Genomic DNA, 17,177 nt, shown 5'->3' with positions numbered 1-17,177 from the left:
ACCGGTGGTAATAAAGCGAAAAAATTCGGTGGAGCGGTAGTTCAGTCGGTTAGAATACCTGCCTGTCACGCAGGGGGTCGCGGGTTCGAGTCCCGTCCGTTCCGCCACTTATTTAACATTAAGCCTGCTCAGATAGCAGGCTTAGTGGTAAGAAAGCTTTAGGGGCGTAGTTCAATTGGTAGAGCACCGGTCTCCAAAACCGGGTGTTGGGAGTTCGAGTCTCTCCGCCCCTGCCATTTATAAGAATCCTTTGCTCAGGCAAAGGATTTTTTTTTATCTCTGCTCTCTATCTGCAATATCCCTGTTCAAAATACCTTGCTTCTCTCCGTCCATGGAGAGTACCGCTTATTCCAGGATAGGGCTTTTCAGGATCTCGTGGATCTGCCCCTGCTTATCGCTATTTTGTAACCAGATCGCATAGAGTGGGCGGGAAAGCGTAGCGCTGTCCATGACCGTATGTAACCCATGCTTCTCTTTCGCCCAGCGAACAGGTAGCCAACAGCAGCCGTTCAGGCGTGATAATTGCTGGTAGATCAATTCAGCTGAAGAGGTAGTGAGCAGCGGAACATCATCGCTTCCTATCAGACCCACTTCGTTTTGCTGAAAATCAGGCCCCCATTCAAGGCGCAAGTAATTCAATTCATTTCTGTTTTTTGCAGGCGATGCGCAATACAAGGCAAGGGTAAAATTACCCAACAGCTGGCTGCTTAATTCATCCATCTTCGGCGATTCGGTGGTGATCAGCAGATCCAACTGGCGTTCGTGAAGCTGTTTAACCAGCGACTGCCGCTGTGCGATACGCGCTTCAAACTGGAGATTGTAAGGTGCGCTGTAGAGGGTGCCGAGCCAGCCGTTAAGCATGCATTCCCACAGCGAGGCGCTGGCTCCGATGGAGAATTCATTATGTCGCGAAGAGTGTGCGACCTCCTTGCGCGCAGCCTGCCAGGTATTCATTAACGTTTCGGCGTAAGGCAGGAGCTTTTCTCCGGCCGTCGTCAGGCGAATGTTATTACGATGTCGGGTGAACAGGTTCACACCAAGTTGATTTTCCAGCTGACGAATACGAAAGCTGACCGCTGACTGCGTCAGGTAAAGCGCCTCTGCTGCTCGCCCAAAGTGACGAGTTCTGCTCACTTCCAGGAAAGTCTTGAGCAATTCCGTATCCACACCGTTCTCCACAAAATTATTTGTCGTGATGATTTAAATGTTTTGTTTGACGCTCTGTCAAGCGTAACTAATACTCCGCGCCATAAATAGCTCGGCCAAAGAATCAGGAGCGTGTAGGATGGCGGAAAGCTTTACGACGACTAATCGTTTTTTCGACAATAAAAATTATCCACGCGGGTTCTCCCGTCACGGTGATTTCACCATCAAAGAGGCGCAACTGCTGGAACGTCATGGTTATGCCTTTAACGAACTGGAACTGGGTAAACGCGAACCTGTTACCGATGATGAAAAACAGTTTGTCTCGGTGTGCCGTGGTGAGCGTGAGCCGGTAACGGAAGCAGAACGCGTATGGATTAAGTATATGGCGCGCATCAAGCGGCCGAAGCGTTTCCATACCCTTTCCGGCGGCAAACCGCAGATGGAAGGCGCTGACGATTACACCGAAAGCGATGACTAAGAAAAAAGGGCGTAAGCCCTTTTTTTACGCCATCATTTTCTGCAGATGGTTTAGCATCCGGTCTATCGCCCGATAGCTGAGCGCCTCCTGCAAATGACGGCGTTCAATCTCTTCAGCCTCTGCCAGATCGGCAATGGTTCTCGCCACCTTTAACAGCCGCTGCCAGGCTCGAATAGAGAGTCCCAACTGCGTTAGCGTCTGTTCCAGCCAGACAGCGTCCTCCCGCCGTAAGTGGCAGCAGCTCTTCATTTCACGATTCTCAAGATGAGCATTGAGCTTATTTTGCCTGAGCATTTGCCGTTCGCGCGCCGCCAGCACCCGCTGCCGGACCGTTGCGCTAGACTCTTCGCCCTGCGTGCCCTGGCTCAGTATCCCTGGCGGCGGCAGCGGGATCTCTAAGGAGAGATCGAAGCGGTCAAGGAAGGGGCCTGACAGACGTCCCAGATAACGTAATGTCTGCTCAGGCGATGTACGATTATGTTTGCCCTGATAATGCCCTGTCGGGCTTGGGTTCATCGCCGCGATAAGTTGAAAGCGCGCCGGATAGTCAATTTTGGCGCGCGAGCGTGATATGTGGATCTTGCCTGACTCAATGGGTTCGCGCAGCGCATCCAGTACACGCCGCTCAAACTCCGGCAGTTCATCAAGAAACAGCACGCCATTATGGGCCAGGGAAATCTCACCGGGGACCGGTATTGAGCCGCCGCCCACCATCGATGCCAGCGAGGCGCTATGGTGAGGCGCGCGAAACGGCCTCTGACGCCACCGGGTCTTCGCGGTATGCAGATTGACCAGGCTCTGAATGGCGGTGCTCTCCAGTGCTTCCTGATTGCTTAATGGCGGCAGGAGACCGGGTAGCCGGCTGGCAAGCATGGTTTTCCCGGTGCCGGGCGGGCCTATCAGGAGCAGGTTGTGACCCCCGGCGGCCACAATCTCCAGCGCTCGTTTTCCCTGCTGCTGGCCGATAACATCGCGCAAATCTTCGCCGCGTTCATCAACAATGGGTGCCTCGGCAAGAGGCGGTGAAAGCGATGTCTGCCCCGCGAGAAAAGCGCACACCTCCTGCAGATGGTCGGCGACCAGGCAATCGCTGCCGCCGATCAGGCCGACCTCAGCCGCATTATCAGCGGAGACGACGATACGCCGGCCGGCTTTGATGGCCTCCATTGCGCTGGGGATCGCCCCTGGAACGCCGCGTAACCCACCTGTGAGGGCGAGTTCGCCCACAAACTCATAGTGATTCAGTCGCGTCGTATTGAGCTGCTCTGAGGCGACGAGAAGCGCGAGAGCGATAGGCAGATCGTATCGTCCGCCCTCTTTAGGTAGATCCGCTGGCGCCAGGTTAATGGTTATTTTCTTGGCAGGGAAAGCGTAGCCGCTGTTGATCAGGGCGCTACGGACCCGGTCACGGGCCTCTTTCACGGTAGTCTCCGGCAGTCCGACCATAGTCAGGCCGGGCAGACCGTTGCTGAGATGAACCTCGACAGTAATCAATGGCGCTTCGATACCGAGCGCCGCGCGAGTATAGACGATGGCGAGCGACATAAAACCTCCTGGACCAGGCAGGATTATGGCTGACCTGTGGTAAAACGGGAGCGGTAATAGTGAGAATTTAGGACCATAAATCCATACTTTTCGCGCTATATCGTTACATTTAGCCGAAAATGGAATTTCGCTCGCAAAAGAGAGTGGCATGGGAAAGGCACGCGCAAAAGCGCGCGCCAGGCGAGAGAAAACTGAATTTTTTTCATTTCTGATTTTTTTCATATAAAACAATTATTTTTGCTGAAACTGTTAGGCTGCTCAGCAACGGAGATATAAAAAAATCTTGTGTTTTATGTGATGTCTGTGGTACCTCTTTAGGTATTCCTTCGAACAAGAAGTCAGAAAGTACAGAAAATGACAGCCCTTCTACGAGTGATTAGCCTGGTCGTGATTAGCGTGGTGGTGATTATTATCCCACCGTGCGGGGCTGCACTTGGACGAGGAAAGGCTTAATAATCAAGCCTTAACGAACTAAGACCCCCGCACCGAAAGGTCCGGGGGTTTTTTTATAACTGAAATAACCTAAGCGAGGAGCAGATGATGACTTTTAGCATAAAATTCTGTTTCTCCCGATTTATGACGGGGAACTAACTATGAATGGCGCGCAGTGGGTGGTACATGCTTTGCGGACACAGGGGGTCGACACCGTTTTTGGCTATCCGGGTGGCGCAATTATGCCGGTTTACGATGCACTGTATGACGGCGGCGTGGAGCACCTGCTGTGCCGGCATGAGCAAGGGGCAGCCATGGCGGCCATTGGTTATGCGCGAGCAACCGGTAAAACCGGAGTGTGTATCGCGACCTCCGGCCCGGGCGCGACCAATCTGATCACCGGCCTGGCGGACGCTTTGCTTGACTCCATCCCCATTGTCGCCATCACCGGCCAGGTGGCCGCGCCCTTCATCGGCACGGATGCGTTTCAGGAAGTAGACGTTCTCGGTTTGTCACTGGCCTGTACTAAGCACAGTTTCCTCGTGCAGTCTCTGGACGAGCTGCCGCGGGTCATTGCTGAAGCTTTCCAGGTGGCAAACTCAGGCCGTCCAGGCCCGGTGCTGGTTGATATCCCTAAGGATATTCAGATGGCGCAGGGCGATCTCGATCCCCATTTCTCTACGGTCGCCGATGAGATGGCATTTCCGCAGGCGGAAGTGGCTCAGGCTCTGCAGATGCTGGCTCAATCGCAGCAACCGATGCTGTATGTTGGCGGCGGGGTCGGCATGGCGCAGGCGGTACCGGCGCTGCGTGAATTTCTCGCCGTAACCCGGATGCCGGCGACCTGCACTCTGAAAGGGCTGGGCGTGGTGGACGCCGATTACCCGTATTATCTCGGCATGCTGGGAATGCACGGCACCAAGGCGGCCAACCTGGCGGTACAGGAGTGCGATCTGCTGATTGCCGTCGGCGCGCGCTTTGACGATCGCGTGACCGGCAAGCTCAACACCTTCGCGCCGCATGCCAAAGTGATCCATATGGACATCGATCCGGCGGAGCTGAACAAGCTGCGCCAGGCGCACATCGGTCTGACCGGCGACCTGAACCGCTTGCTGCCGGCGCTGCAGCAGCCGTTAGCTATCGATGGCTGGCGCGAGCGGAGTGCCGCGCTGCGTGCCGATCACGCCTGGCGTTACGATCATCCCGGTGAGGCAATCTACGCGCCGCTGTTGCTGAAACAGCTTTCCGACCGCAAGCCGGCGGACAGCGTGGTGACAACCGACGTTGGTCAGCATCAGATGTGGTCGGCTCAGCATATGACCTATACCCGCCCGGAAAACTTCATCACCTCCAGCGGCTTAGGCACCATGGGCTTTGGCCTGCCGGCCGCCGTTGGCGCCCAGGTGGCGCGCCCTAACGATACAGTGATCTGTATCTCCGGTGACGGCTCCTTCATGATGAATGTGCAGGAGCTGGGCACCGTTAAACGCAAGCAGTTACCGCTTAAGATCGTATTACTCGACAACCAGCGGTTAGGGATGGTTCGACAATGGCAGCAGCTGTTTTTCCAGGAACGTTATAGCGAAACCACTCTGACTGATAACCCTGATTTCCTCACGCTGGCCAGCGCCTTCGGTATTCCTGGCCAACACATCACCCGTAAAGACCAGGTTGAAGCGGCACTCGACACCATGCTTTCGAGCCAGGGGCCATACCTGCTTCATGTCTCAATCGACGAACTTGAGAATGTCTGGCCGTTGGTGCCGCCCGGCGCCAGTAACTCTGAAATGCTGGAGAAATTATCATGATGCAACATCAGGTCGCTTTACAGGCACGTTTCAACCCGGAAACCTTAGAGCGCGTGCTGCGCGTTGTCCGCCACCGTGGTTTCCAAATCTGCGCAATGAATATGGAAACCGCGGCGGACGCACAGAACATAAATATCGAATTGACCGTTGCCAGCCCGCGGCCCGTCGAATTACTGTTTAGTCAATTAAGCAAACTGGTCGACGTTGCCTGCGTCGAGATCCAGCAACCCACATCACAACAAATCCGCGCCTGAGCGCAAAGGAAGAAAAATGACGACGAAAAAAGCTGATTACATCTGGTTCAATGGCGAGATGGTTCCGTGGGGCGAAGCGAAAGTTCATGTGATGTCCCATGCGCTGCACTATGGCACCTCGGTATTCGAGGGCATCCGTTGCTATGACTCGCACAAAGGCCCGGTGGTGTTCCGTCATCGCGAACATATGCAGCGTCTGCATGATTCAGCCAAAATTTATCGTTTCCCGGTCTCCCAGAGCGTCGACGAACTAATGGAAGCCTGCCGCGAAGTCATTCGCACCAATAATCTGACCAGCGCTTATATCCGCCCGCTGGTGTTTGTTGGCGATGTCGGCATGGGGGTAAACCCGCCTCCGGGTTACAACACTGACGTGATCATCGCGGCGTTCCCGTGGGGAGCCTACCTCGGCGCAGAAGCGCTGGAGCAGGGGATCGATGCAATGGTCTCTTCCTGGAACCGCGCGGCGCCGAACACCATCCCGACGGCGGCGAAAGCCGGCGGCAACTATCTCTCCTCGCTGCTGGTTGGCAGCGAAGCGCGTCGCCATGGCTACCAGGAGGGTATCGCCCTCGATGTTAACGGCTATATCTCGGAAGGCGCAGGCGAAAACCTGTTTGAAGTGAAGGACGGCGTGCTGTTCACCCCGCCGTTTACCTCTTCCGCGCTGCCGGGCATTACCCGCGACGCCATCATCAAGCTGGCGAAAGATCTCGGTATTGAAGTCCGCGAGCAGGTATTGTCCCGTGAATCCCTGTACCTGGCGGATGAAGTCTTCATGTCCGGCACCGCGGCGGAAATCACCCCGGTACGCAGCGTGGATGGCATCCAGGTCGGCGCAGGCCGTCGCGGTCCGGTTACCAAACGCATTCAGGAAGCCTTCTTTGGCCTCTTCACCGGTGAAACAGAAGATAAATGGGGCTGGTTGGATCCGGTAAGTAAGTAATTAAAAATGGGACGGCACGCACCGTCCCATTTAATAAACACAGATGGGAGTAAAAAGAGCATGCCTAAGTACCGTTCCGCCACCACCACACATGGCCGCAATATGGCGGGCGCCCGCGCGTTGTGGCGCGCAACCGGGATGACCGATGCCGATTTCGGCAAACCGATTATCGCCGTCGTTAACTCCTTTACCCAGTTTGTTCCCGGGCACGTGCACCTGCGCGACCTCGGCAAACTGGTTGCCGAGCAGATTGAAGCCGCCGGTGGCGTGGCCAAAGAATTCAACACCATCGCAGTGGATGATGGGATCGCCATGGGCCACGGGGGTATGCTCTATTCACTGCCATCCCGCGAGCTGATCGCCGACTCGGTGGAGTACATGGTTAACGCCCACTGTGCGGATGCGATGGTCTGTATCTCCAACTGCGACAAAATCACCCCGGGGATGTTGATGGCTTCCCTGCGCCTGAACATTCCGGTGATCTTTGTGTCCGGCGGCCCAATGGAAGCCGGGAAAACCAAGCTGTCAGATAAAATCATCAAGCTCGACCTGGTGGATGCGATGATCCAGGGGGCGGATCCGAAAGTGTCCGACGAGCAGAGTAATCAGGTGGAACGCTCCGCCTGTCCGACCTGCGGCTCCTGTTCCGGGATGTTTACCGCCAACTCCATGAACTGCCTGACCGAAGCGCTGGGCCTGTCGCAGCCGGGTAACGGCTCTCTGCTGGCGACCCACGCCGATCGTAAGGAGCTGTTCCTTAACGCCGGGAAACGTATCGTTGAGCTGACCAAACGCTATTACGAGCAGGATGACGCTTCCGCGCTGCCGCGCAATATCGCCAGCAAGGCGGCCTTTGAGAACGCCATGACGCTGGATATCGCCATGGGCGGTTCCACCAACACCGTTCTGCACCTGCTGGCGGCGGCGCAGGAAGCTGAAATCGATTTCACCATGAGCGATATCGATAAGCTCTCCCGCAAAGTGCCGCAGCTGTGTAAGGTGGCGCCGAGCACGCAGAAATACCATATGGAAGATGTGCATCGCGCCGGCGGCGTGCTGGGCATTCTGGGCGAGCTGGACCGCGCCGGGCTGCTGAATCGCGAGGTTAAAAACGTCCTCGGCCTGACGCTGCCGCAGACCCTGGAACAGTACGATGTGATGGTCACCCAGGACGATGCGGTGAAAAAGATGTTCCGCGCCGGCCCGGCGGGCATCCGTACCACCCAGGCGTTCTCGCAAGACTGCCGCTGGGATACGCTGGATGACGATCGCGCCGAAGGCTGTATCCGTTCTCTGGAACACGCTTACAGCAAGGACGGCGGCCTGGCGGTGCTGTACGGCAATTTCGCGGAAAACGGTTGTATCGTGAAAACCGCCGGCGTGGACGACAGCATCCTGAAATTTACCGGTCCGGCGAAAGTATATGAGAGCCAGGACGATGCGGTAGAGGCCATCCTCGGCGGTAAAGTTGTTGAAGGCGACGTCGTGGTGATCCGCTACGAAGGGCCGAAAGGCGGGCCGGGGATGCAGGAGATGCTTTACCCCACCAGCTTCCTGAAGTCGATGGGGCTGGGCAAAGCCTGCGCGCTGATCACCGATGGCCGTTTCTCCGGCGGCACCTCAGGGCTCTCTATCGGTCACGTCTCACCGGAAGCGGCGAGCGGCGGCAACATTGCGCTCATTGAAGATGGCGACATGATCGCGATTGATATTCCGAACCGCAGCATCCAGCTGCAGCTGAGCGATGCGGAAATTGCGGCGCGTCGTGAAGCCCAGGAAGCGCGTGGCGACCAGGCGTGGACGCCGAAGCATCGCCAGCGTCAGGTCTCCTTTGCCCTTCGCGCCTACGCCAGCCTGGCGACCAGCGCTGACAAAGGCGCGGTTCGCGATAAATCGAAACTGGGTGGCTAATCATGGCGGATTCACAACCCCTCTCCGGCGCCCCCGAGGGCGCCGAATACCTGAGAGCAGTGCTGCGCGCGCCGGTTTATGAAGCGGTGCAGAAAACGCCGCTGCAAAAAATGGACAAACTCTCTTCTCGCCTGGATAACGTTATTCTGGTGAAGCGCGAAGATCGCCAACCGGTACACAGCTTTAAGCTGCGCGGCGCCTACGCGATGATGTCCAGCCTGACCGCGGAACAGAAATCCCACGGGGTGATCACCGCCTCGGCGGGCAATCATGCCCAGGGCGTGGCGTTCTCCGCATCGCGGCTGGGCGTTAAGGCGCTGATCGTGATGCCGGTAGCGACCGCCGACATCAAAGTGGATGCCGTTCGCGGCTTTGGCGGCGAAGTGCTGCTGCATGGCGCCAATTTTGACGAAGCGAAGGCGAGAGCGATCGAGCTGGCGCAGCAGCAGGGTTTTACCTGGGTGCCGCCGTTCGATCACCCGATGGTCATCGCCGGTCAGGGAACCCTGGCGCTGGAGCTGCTGCAGCAGGATGCCCACATTGACCGCGTGTTCGTCCCGGTGGGCGGCGGCGGCCTGGCGGCAGGCGTGGCGGTGTTGATCAAGCAACTGATGCCGCAGATTAAAGTGATAGCGGTGGAAGCGGAAGATTCGGCCTGCCTGAAGGCGGCGCTGGATGCCGGTCATCCGGTGGATCTGCCGCGCGTCGGCTTGTTTGCCGAAGGCGTGGCGGTCAAACGCATCGGCGATGAAACCTTCCGTCTGTGCCAGGAGTATCTGGACGACATCATCACCGTCGACAGCGACGCTATTTGCGCGGCGATGAAGGATTTGTTCGAAGATGTGCGGGCGGTGGCAGAGCCTTCCGGCGCCCTGGCGCTGGCGGGGATGAAGAAATATGTCGCCCAGCACAATATTCGCGGCGAGCGACTGGCTCACATTCTGTCCGGGGCCAACGTCAACTTCCACGGTCTGCGCTACGTGTCTGAACGCTGCGAGCTCGGGGAACAGCGCGAAGCGCTGCTGGCGGTGACGATCCCGGAAGAGAAAGGCAGCTTTCTGAAGTTTTGCCAGCTGCTGGGGGGGCGTTCGGTGACCGAGTTCAACTACCGCTTTGCCGATGCCAAAGACGCCTGCATCTTTGTGGGGGTGCGTCTGAGTCGTGGGCTGGAGGAGCGGAAAGAGATCCTCCAGTTACTGAACGATGGCGGCTACAGCGTCGTTGACCTTTCCGATGACGAAATGGCCAAGCTCCATGTGCGCTATATGGTTGGCGGCCGACCGTCCAAAGCGCTGCAGGAGCGGCTGTTCAGCTTCGAATTTCCAGAGTCTCCGGGGGCGCTGCTGAAGTTCCTGCACACCCTTGGCACCCACTGGAATATTTCGCTGTTCCACTACCGTAGCCACGGCACCGACTATGGTCGGGTTTTGGCGGCCTTCGAGCTGGGCGAGCACGAGCCGGACTTTGAAACTCGTCTCAATGAGCTGGGCTATGAGTGTCACGATGAGACCCATAACCCGGCATTCCGCTTTTTCCTCGCGGGCTAGTGGTTCGGCAAGATTTTCCAGAAAGCATCAATAAGCGGCTCATGCAGCCGCTTTTTTTGTGCGCAAACGCCGAGCTCGAACGGGGTTTGCTCATCGCTGCGCTCCAGAATCATCACCCTGTTGCGTACCGGCTCCGGACTGTTCTCCAGCACCACCTCCGGCAGCAGCGCCACGCCGCATCCCAGGGCGACCATCGACACCATCGCTTCGTGGCCCCCGACGGTGGCGTAGATCGACGGATTGCTGATTTTATGCCGTCGAAACCACAGCTCGATGCGCCGACGTACCGGCCCCTGGTCAGCCATGATAAACGGCACTGTCGACCAGTCCGGACGCTCGACGGTCACCTGGTTGCGCACCGGGCAGGGAAGGGCCGGGGCAATTAACACCACGGCGAGGTTCTCCAGCATCGAAAACGCCACCGACCCTGGCAGGGTCTCCGGCTTACCGGCAATCGCCAGGTCGGCTTCGCCGGTAACGACCTTCTCCATGGCGTCAGCGGCGTCGCCGGTCGAGAGCTTGATCTCCACCGAAGGATGCGCAGCGCGAAAGCGGTCGAGGATCGGCGGCAGATGGCTATAGGCGGCGGTGACAGAGCAGAAGATGTGCAGCTCGCCGGAGAGCGAAGGGCCCTGCTGATCGATGGCGTGGCGAAGCTGCTGATACTGCAGTAAAGTCTGCTGGGCAAAGGTGCGTAACTCTTCCCCGGCTTCGGTCAGGGTCACCGTGCGATTATCTCGCACGAACAGCGGCTGGCCGAGGTCCTCTTCCAGGCGCTGGATCTGGCGCGAAAGCGTCGACGGGCTGACGTGCATGGCCCGCGCGCTGCGGCCAAAATGGCGGCTTTCCGCCAGATGCAGAAAGGTTTTCAGATCGCGTAAATCCACGGCGCGTACTCCCCGGTTTTGTATTTCATAAAATGCAACGTGACGTTGTGAATATATCAATTTCCGCAATAAAATTCCTGTCATATAGTAAGTTCATTCTCGCAAAAGCGAACCGAACAATAAGCACGACACAACATCACGGAGTTACAGACATGGCTAACTACTTTAATACACTGAACCTGCGCCAGCAGCTGGCACAGCTGGGCAAATGCCGCTTTATGGCGCGCGACGAATTCGCCGATGGCGCAAGCTACCTTCAGGGTAAAAAAGTGGTCATCGTCGGCTGCGGCGCGCAGGGTCTGAACCAGGGTCTGAACATGCGTGACTCCGGCCTGGATATCTCCTATGCGCTGCGCAAAGAAGCGATCGCCGAGAAGCGCGCCTCCTGGCGTAAAGCGACCGAAAACGGTTTTAAAGTCGGCACTTATGAAGAGCTGATCCCACAGGCGGACCTGGTGGTTAACCTGACCCCGGACAAACAGCACTCTGACGTTGTGCGCTCCGTACAGCCGCTGATGAAAGACGGCGCGGCGCTGGGCTACTCCCACGGCTTCAACATCGTGGAAGTGGGCGAGCAGATCCGTAAAGACATCACCGTGGTGATGGTGGCGCCGAAGTGCCCGGGTACCGAAGTGCGTGAAGAGTACAAACGCGGTTTCGGCGTACCGACGCTTATCGCGGTACACCCGGAAAATGACCCGAAAGGCGAAGGCATGGCCATTGCGAAAGCATGGGCAGCGGCGACCGGCGGCCACCGTGCGGGCGTCCTGGAGTCTTCCTTCGTGGCAGAAGTGAAATCTGACCTGATGGGCGAGCAGACCATCCTCTGCGGCATGCTGCAGGCGGGTTCTCTGCTGTGCTTCGACAAGCTGGTGGCGGAAGGTACCGACCCGGCGTATGCAGAAAAACTGATTCAGTTCGGCTGGGAAACCATCACCGAAGCGCTGAAGCAGGGCGGCATCACCCTGATGATGGATCGCCTCTCTAACCCGGCGAAACTGCGCGCTTATGCGCTCTCCGAGCAGCTGAAAGAGATTATGGCGCCGCTGTTCCAGAAACACATGGACGACATCATTTCCGGCGAATTCTCCTCCGGTATGATGGCGGACTGGGCGAACGACGATAAGAAACTGCTGACCTGGCGTGAAGAGACGGGTAAAACCGCGTTCGAAACCGCGCCGCAGTATGAAGGTAAAATCGGCGAGCAGGAGTACTTCGATAAAGGCGTTCTGATGATCGCGATGGTGAAAGCAGGCGTTGAGCTGGCGTTCGAAACCATGGTCGATTCCGGCATCATCGAAGAGTCCGCTTACTACGAATCACTGCACGAGCTGCCGCTGATCGCCAACACCATCGCCCGTAAGCGTCTGTACGAGATGAACGTGGTTATCTCCGATACCGCTGAATATGGTAACTACCTGTTCTCTTACGCTTGCGTACCGCTGCTGAAAGAGTTCATGACCACCCTGCAGACTGGCGACCTGGGTACGGCGATTGCCGAAGGCGCGGTAGACAACGCCCAGCTGCGTGATGTCAACGAAGCCATCCGCAGCCACCAGATCGAGAAAGTGGGTCACAAACTGCGTGGCTATATGACCGATATGAAGCGTATTGCGGTTGCCGGCTAATTCCTCGCCGTCTTTCGACTTGCCGATGCGTTGGCTACGGTACGTACACCCCAGTCACATAGCTATCTATGTTCCTGGGGGTGTACTTCCTTGTCGCCTTCCGGCAAGCTGAAATCCATAGAGGAATGAATTTGTTTAGTAGGCCTGATAAGCGAAGCGCCATCAGGCAAAAACCCGGAGATTAAGATCCCCGGGTTTTTTTATTATTTCCGGTACAGGACTTTGATGATGTGGTAGCCGAACTGGGTATGCAGCGGTCCGGTTGGCTCCAGCACTGGACAGGAGAAGACCACTTTATCGAACGCCGGGACCATCTGGCCCTGGCGGAATTCACCTAGATCACCGCCGCGTTTACCTGATGGGCAAATAGAGTGTTTCTTTGCCAGCTTACCGAAGTCGGCGCCGTTTTTAATCTGCTCCAGAAGATCCAGAGCCAGTTTCTCTTCTTTAACAAGAATATGCAGTGCTGCTGCTGTTTTTGCCATGATCGTGCCTTGAATAGGTTGAGATAAATCGGGGCGCAATATACCACGCGTCAGCGGCGATAAAGCACCTTAATGATATGGTAGCCAAACTTGGTTTTTACCGGACCGTAGGGCTTGAGAAGCGGGCAGCTAAAGACCGCCTGATCGAATGGGCCGACCATCGCGCCTTGTTGAAACTCGCCCAGGTCGCCGCCGTTGCGCCCCGAGGGACATTGGGAATAGCGCTTCGCCAGATGATCGAAGCTGACGCCCCGCTCCAGCTTGGCGAGGATCTCCTGGGCCAGTTTTTCTTCTTTGACCAGGATATGCAGGGCTGCTGCGGTCTTTTTCATGGTTCTGCTCTAAGGGTTAATCGCGATTTCTTCACTTTACCATCAGTCGGTAAATCTCGGCTCCGCTTTCTGCTACAATCCCCACCCCGTTCGAAGATTGAGCAAGACTCCCATGCGTTTAAACCCTGGCCAACAACAAGCCGTCGAATTTGTAACCGGACCGTGCCTGGTGCTGGCGGGCGCCGGCTCCGGTAAGACCCGCGTGATCACCAATAAAATCGCCCACCTGATCCGCGGCTGCGGCTATCAGGCGCGCCATATCGCGGCCGTGACCTTTACCAACAAAGCCGCGCGCGAGATGAAAGAGCGCGTTGGGCAAACGCTGGGGCGCAAAGAGGCGCGCGGGCTGATGATTTCCACCTTCCACACCCTGGGGCTGGATATCATCAAGCGGGAATACGCCGCGCTGGGCATGAAGTCTAACTTCTCCTTATTCGACGATACCGACCAGGTGGCGTTGCTCAAAGAGCTGACCGAAGGGTTGATCGAAGATGACAAAATGGTGCTCCAGCAGTTGATCTCGACGATCTCCAACTGGAAAAACGATCTGAAAACCCCGGCCCAGGCCGCCGCGGGTGCGAAAGGCGAACGGGACCGCATCTTCGCCCACTGCTATGGGCTGTACGATGCGCATATGAAGGCCTGCAATGTCCTCGATTTTGACGATCTGATCCAGCTGCCGACGCTGCTGCTGCAGCGCAACGAGGAGGTGCGCGAACGCTGGCAGAATAAGATCCGCTACCTGCTGGTGGATGAGTATCAGGATACCAACACCAGCCAGTATGAGCTGGTGAAGCTGCTGGTGGGCCAGCGGGCGCGTTTTACCGTGGTAGGCGACGATGACCAGTCGATCTACTCGTGGCGCGGCGCGCGGCCACAGAACCTGGTGCTGCTCAGCCAGGACTTCCCGGCGCTGCAGGTTATCAAGCTTGAGCAGAACTATCGCTCCTCCGGGCGTATTCTGAAAGCCGCTAACATTCTGATCGCCAACAACCCGCACGTTTTTGAAAAGCGTCTGTTCTCCGAACTGGGATACGGCGCTGAGCTGAAAGTGCTCTCCGCCAATAATGAAGATCATGAAGCGGAGCGCGTGGCCGGGGAACTGATCGCCCACCACTTTATTAATAAAACCAATTACAAAGACTATGCGATCCTTTATCGCGGCAATCACCAGTCGCGGGTCTTTGAAAAGATGCTGATGCAGAACCGCATCCCGTACAAAATCTCCGGCGGCACGTCGTTCTTCTCGCGCCCGGAAATTAAAGATTTGCTGGCCTATCTGCGCGTGCTGACCAACCCGGACGACGACAGCGCCTTCCTGCGTATCGTCAACACGCCGAAGCGCGAGATCGGCCCGGCGACGCTGCAAAAGCTCGGTGAGTGGGCGATGGGCCGCAACAAAGGATTGTTCACCGCCAGCTTTGATATGGGTCTTAGCCAGACGCTGACCGGGCGCGGCTATGAATCACTCACCCGCTTCACCCACTGGCTGCGCGAGATCCAGCAACTGGCCGAACGCGAGCCGGTCAACGCCGTGCGCGACTTGATCCGCGGGATTGATTACGAATCCTGGTTGTATGAAACCTCGCCCAGCCCGAAAGCCGCGGAAATGCGCATGAAAAACGTCAACCAGCTGTTCACCTGGATGACCGAGATGCTGGAAGGCAGCGAAATCGATGAGCCGATGACCCTGACGCAGGTGGTCACCCGCTTTACGCTGCGCGACATGATGGAGCGCGGCGAATCGGATGAAGAGCTGGATCAGGTGCAGCTGATGACCCTCCATGCCTCAAAAGGGCTGGAGTTCCCGTATGTTTACCTGGTGGGCATGGAGGAGGGATTGCTCCCGCACCAGAGCAGCATTGATGAAGATAACGTCGATGAAGAGCGCCGGTTAGCCTACGTGGGCATCACCCGTGCGCAGAAAGAGCTGACCTTTACGCTCTGTAAGGAGCGCCGGCAGTATGGTGAGGTGGTGCGCCCGGAACCGAGCCGTTTCCTGCTCGAGCTACCCCAGGACGATCTGATTTGGGAGCAGGCGCGCAAAGTGATTACCGCTGAAGAGCGAATGCATAAAGGACAGGCTAACGTGGCGAACATTCGCGCCATGCTGGCAAAAGCTAAAGAGAAAGGATAGCGATAAGCAGGCCGGGTAAGGCGAAGCCGCCGCCCGGCAATGTTCAGCGTATTACTTCAACTCAAGCATCCAGTGCACATAGCTTTGCCACTGGCATTCCTGTTCGATCAGCTCAGCCCCAAGCGGGTGATTATCCAGCCAGTTTTCCGGCAGCGTCAGGGACAGTTTTTCATCATCGGCCACCAGATTGATGGCGGGCAGCAAATCGTCACGCCGCCGGCTGGCAAAGAGTATCGCCAGTCGCAGCAGGCGACAAAGATGTTCGGCAACCCGCGGCGGGACGGCGTTCTGCTGATGAAGCGATGAGAGGTCGATGGCGTTAGTCTGGTTAAGCAGCAGCGTCGCAATCAGCTTCTTCTGCGCTGGGGTAAAGCCGGGCAGGTCGAGATTATTGACCAGATAGGCCGCGTGCTGCGGCGCGCGCTTAAAATCTACGCTCAGGCCAATCTCATGCAACGCACAGGCGCTGAGGAGCAAATCGCGGCTCAGCGGATCCAGTTCCCAGCAGCCGTCCAGCTGGCTGAGCAGGTGGCTGGCGAGACCAGCGACGCGCTGGGCCTGTTCGGTGTCGATCATAAAACGACGCTGAATATTACGCAGAGTGCGGCTGCGGATGTCCTGTTCAACGGAGAGATGCAGCATGCCATACACCAGCCCTTCCCGTAATGCGCCGCCCGCGAGGGTCATACACTGAATATTCAGTTCGCTGAAGATAGCGATAAGGATCGCCAGCCCGCTCGGAAACACCAGCGCTCGCTCAAGGGTTAAGCCTTCGATCTCCAGCTCTTCCAGGCGTCCGCACTGGATGGCGCGCTGTTTAAGCTGCTGGAGTTTGGTCAGGGTGATCCGCTCATCCATCCCCTGCGCCATCATAATTTCCTGCAGAGCCTGAACGGTGCCGGAGGCGCCAACGCACACTTTCCATCCGTGATAGCGCAGCACATCGGCGATGGGCAGTAGCACCTCACGCGCGGCCGCCTCGGCAAGATCGAAATTCTCTTTCGTCAGGCTGCGGTCGGCGAAATAGCGTTCAAGCCAGGTCACACAGCCCATCGACAGGCTAAATAGCGAGGTCGTTTGCGCGCCGGTGCCGGTCACCAGTTCGGTGCTGGCGCCGCCGATATCGACCACCAGACGCTGATCGGCGCCGCCGGTGGTGTGGGCGACACCCTGATAAATCAGGCGCGCTTCTTCTTCACCGCTAATGACCTGTACCGGACTGCCGAGGATCTCCTGCGCTTTCGCCAGAAATTCGCCGGCATTGACGGCAAGACGCAGCGTGGCGGTGGCCACGACGCGGATTTGCGCCGGCGGAATATCCTGCAGGCGTTCGGCAAACAGGCGTAAGCACTGCCAGCCGCGCTGCATCGCTTCTGCGGAGAGCGTGTTGTCGCTATTCAGGCCGGCGGCCAGACGAACTTTGCGCTTAATGCGGCTCAGCGTCTGGATACTGCCAGCCACCTCGCGCACCACCAACATATGGAAACTGTTGGAGCCCAAATCAATGGCGGCATACAGCGAGGTGGAGCTCATGCTCTTCATCGTTCAGAAGGCTCCCTCGTCGACGGGGCGCTTGTGCCCAATCCGTGTAACTGAGCGGGTTGCCGGGGAAACGCGCCCTGGCAGATTCTGAATGATTGA

The 17,177-nt window shown here is 57.3% G+C and carries 16 protein-coding genes and 2 tRNA genes; 12 read left to right on the top strand and 6 right to left on the bottom strand.

Features of this window, described 5'->3' with window-relative positions; all coding sequences use genetic code 11:
- Window positions 1-30 precede the first annotated feature (30 nt).
- A tRNA-Asp gene (locus ACLH1U_RS24105) sits at window positions 31-107 on the top strand.
- Window positions 108-160: 53 nt separating this feature from the next.
- Window positions 161-236, top strand: a tRNA-Trp gene (locus tag ACLH1U_RS24100).
- 109 nt (window positions 237-345) lie between these two features.
- On the opposite strand, the gene hdfR is transcribed toward ACLH1U_RS24100, so the two are convergent.
- A complete protein-coding gene (gene hdfR, locus ACLH1U_RS24095) occupies window positions 346-1,167 on the bottom strand; it encodes an HTH-type transcriptional regulator HdfR (RefSeq protein WP_032454492.1) in 822 nt (273 codons plus the stop codon).
- A 118-nt stretch (window positions 1,168-1,285) separates the two neighbouring features.
- Here hdfR and ACLH1U_RS24090 point away from each other — a divergent pair, with 118 nt between their 5' ends.
- Window positions 1,286-1,624 (top strand): DUF413 domain-containing protein, encoded by a 339-nt coding sequence (locus ACLH1U_RS24090; RefSeq protein WP_004886877.1) that lies wholly within the window; start codon window positions 1,286-1,288, stop codon window positions 1,622-1,624.
- A 24-nt stretch (window positions 1,625-1,648) separates the two neighbouring features.
- On the opposite strand, the gene ACLH1U_RS24085 is transcribed toward ACLH1U_RS24090, so the two are convergent.
- Window positions 1,649-3,169: a YifB family Mg chelatase-like AAA ATPase gene (locus ACLH1U_RS24085; protein WP_101862597.1), complete on the bottom strand. Its 1,521-nt coding sequence runs from the start codon at window positions 3,167-3,169 to the stop codon at window positions 1,649-1,651.
- Between the two features lie 354 nt (window positions 3,170-3,523).
- On the opposite strand from ACLH1U_RS24085, the gene ilvL reads away from it, so the two are divergent.
- The 7 genes from ilvL (at window position 3,524) to ilvA (ending at window position 10,067) form a co-directional block, all read left to right on the top strand.
- Window positions 3,524-3,622 carry an ilv operon leader peptide gene (gene ilvL / locus ACLH1U_RS24080; protein WP_001311244.1) on the top strand — a complete coding sequence of 33 codons (99 nt, stop codon included), beginning with the start codon at window positions 3,524-3,526 and terminating at the stop codon, window positions 3,620-3,622.
- A gap of 84 nt (window positions 3,623-3,706) precedes the next feature.
- Window positions 3,707-3,760, top strand: coding sequence for a peptide IlvX (ilvX, locus tag ACLH1U_RS24075; RefSeq protein ID WP_201281575.1), 54 nt, complete (start codon window positions 3,707-3,709; stop codon window positions 3,758-3,760).
- Between the two features lie 2 nt (window positions 3,761-3,762).
- Window positions 3,763-5,409, top strand: coding sequence for an acetolactate synthase 2 catalytic subunit (ilvG, locus tag ACLH1U_RS24070; protein WP_023291544.1), 1,647 nt, complete (start codon window positions 3,763-3,765; stop codon window positions 5,407-5,409).
- The gene (ilvM, locus tag ACLH1U_RS24065; RefSeq protein ID WP_004886870.1) at window positions 5,406-5,663 is read left to right on the top strand and encodes an acetolactate synthase 2 small subunit; all 258 of its coding nucleotides are present in this window, start codon (window positions 5,406-5,408) and stop codon (window positions 5,661-5,663) included. The genes ilvG and ilvM overlap by 4 nt, the downstream gene beginning before the upstream one ends.
- Before the next feature lie 16 nt (window positions 5,664-5,679).
- Complete coding sequence (ilvE, locus tag ACLH1U_RS24060; protein ID WP_002883171.1) at window positions 5,680-6,609, top strand: branched-chain-amino-acid transaminase; 930 nt, start codon at window positions 5,680-5,682, stop codon at window positions 6,607-6,609.
- 60 nt (window positions 6,610-6,669) lie between these two features.
- On the top strand, window positions 6,670-8,520 hold the full coding sequence (gene ilvD, locus ACLH1U_RS24055; RefSeq protein WP_023291545.1) for a dihydroxy-acid dehydratase: 1,851 nt from the start codon (window positions 6,670-6,672) through the stop codon (window positions 8,518-8,520).
- A gap of 2 nt (window positions 8,521-8,522) precedes the next feature.
- Complete coding sequence (ilvA, locus tag ACLH1U_RS24050) at window positions 8,523-10,067, top strand: threonine ammonia-lyase, biosynthetic (RefSeq protein ID WP_017899412.1); 1,545 nt, start codon at window positions 8,523-8,525, stop codon at window positions 10,065-10,067.
- On the opposite strand, the gene ilvY is transcribed toward ilvA, so the two are convergent.
- A complete protein-coding gene (gene ilvY, locus ACLH1U_RS24045) occupies window positions 10,064-10,954 on the bottom strand; it encodes an HTH-type transcriptional activator IlvY (RefSeq protein WP_012543253.1) in 891 nt (296 codons plus the stop codon). The two genes, ilvA and ilvY, sit on opposite strands and share 4 nt — an antisense overlap.
- A gap of 152 nt (window positions 10,955-11,106) precedes the next feature.
- Here ilvY and ilvC point away from each other — a divergent pair, with 152 nt between their 5' ends.
- On the top strand, window positions 11,107-12,582 hold the full coding sequence (ilvC, locus tag ACLH1U_RS24040) for a ketol-acid reductoisomerase (protein ID WP_023291546.1): 1,476 nt from the start codon (window positions 11,107-11,109) through the stop codon (window positions 12,580-12,582).
- Between the two features lie 203 nt (window positions 12,583-12,785).
- Here ilvC and ppiC (ACLH1U_RS24035) read toward each other — a convergent pair whose 3' ends face one another.
- Entirely contained in the window at window positions 12,786-13,067 is a 282-nt protein-coding gene (gene ppiC / locus ACLH1U_RS24035) for a peptidylprolyl isomerase PpiC (RefSeq protein ID WP_004886861.1), read from the bottom strand.
- A 50-nt stretch (window positions 13,068-13,117) separates the two neighbouring features.
- On the bottom strand, window positions 13,118-13,399 hold the full coding sequence (gene ppiC / locus ACLH1U_RS24030) for a peptidylprolyl isomerase PpiC (protein WP_032454495.1): 282 nt from the start codon (window positions 13,397-13,399) through the stop codon (window positions 13,118-13,120).
- Between the two features lie 112 nt (window positions 13,400-13,511).
- Here ppiC (ACLH1U_RS24030) and rep point away from each other — a divergent pair, with 112 nt between their 5' ends.
- Window positions 13,512-15,536 (top strand): DNA helicase Rep, encoded by a 2,025-nt coding sequence (gene rep / locus ACLH1U_RS24025; protein ID WP_121936483.1) that lies wholly within the window; start codon window positions 13,512-13,514, stop codon window positions 15,534-15,536.
- Between the two features lie 51 nt (window positions 15,537-15,587).
- Here rep and gppA read toward each other — a convergent pair whose 3' ends face one another.
- Window positions 15,588-17,078, bottom strand: coding sequence for a guanosine-5'-triphosphate,3'-diphosphate diphosphatase (gene gppA / locus ACLH1U_RS24020; protein WP_411299487.1), 1,491 nt, complete (start codon window positions 17,076-17,078; stop codon window positions 15,588-15,590).
- Between the last annotated feature and the right edge of the window lie 99 nt (window positions 17,079-17,177).

The sequence above is a fragment of the Klebsiella sp. 1SOBk5mer genome (genome assembly GCF_046603115.1).
Classification (GTDB): Bacteria; Pseudomonadota; Gammaproteobacteria; order Enterobacterales; family Enterobacteriaceae; genus Klebsiella; species Klebsiella quasipneumoniae.
The sequence above is the reverse complement of the archived record's forward strand: the minus strand, read 5'-3'. Positions and strand labels throughout refer to the sequence as shown.

Excerpts from the sequence above, each read along its gene's own strand:
- ilvL (WP_001311244.1), top strand. The coding sequence starts at position 3,524 with ATGACAGCCCTTCTACGAGTGATTAGCCTGGTCGTGATTAGCGTGGTG.
- rep (WP_121936483.1), top strand. The coding sequence starts at position 13,512 with ATGCGTTTAAACCCTGGCCAACAACAAGCCGTCGAATTTGTAACCGGA.
- ilvG (WP_023291544.1), top strand. The coding sequence starts at position 3,763 with ATGAATGGCGCGCAGTGGGTGGTACATGCTTTGCGGACACAGGGGGTC.
- ilvC (WP_023291546.1), top strand. The coding sequence starts at position 11,107 with ATGGCTAACTACTTTAATACACTGAACCTGCGCCAGCAGCTGGCACAG.
- ppiC (WP_004886861.1), bottom strand. The coding sequence starts at position 13,067 with ATGGCAAAAACAGCAGCAGCACTGCATATTCTTGTTAAAGAAGAGAAA.
- ACLH1U_RS24085 (WP_101862597.1), bottom strand. The coding sequence starts at position 3,169 with ATGTCGCTCGCCATCGTCTATACTCGCGCGGCGCTCGGTATCGAAGCG.
- ilvA (WP_017899412.1), top strand. The coding sequence starts at position 8,523 with ATGGCGGATTCACAACCCCTCTCCGGCGCCCCCGAGGGCGCCGAATAC.
- ilvD (WP_023291545.1), top strand. The coding sequence starts at position 6,670 with ATGCCTAAGTACCGTTCCGCCACCACCACACATGGCCGCAATATGGCG.
- gppA (WP_411299487.1), bottom strand. The coding sequence starts at position 17,078 with ATGAAGAGCATGAGCTCCACCTCGCTGTATGCCGCCATTGATTTGGGC.
- ppiC (WP_032454495.1), bottom strand. The coding sequence starts at position 13,399 with ATGAAAAAGACCGCAGCAGCCCTGCATATCCTGGTCAAAGAAGAAAAA.
- ilvM (WP_004886870.1), top strand. The coding sequence starts at position 5,406 with ATGATGCAACATCAGGTCGCTTTACAGGCACGTTTCAACCCGGAAACC.
- ilvE (WP_002883171.1), top strand. The coding sequence starts at position 5,680 with ATGACGACGAAAAAAGCTGATTACATCTGGTTCAATGGCGAGATGGTT.
- ACLH1U_RS24090 (WP_004886877.1), top strand. The coding sequence starts at position 1,286 with ATGGCGGAAAGCTTTACGACGACTAATCGTTTTTTCGACAATAAAAAT.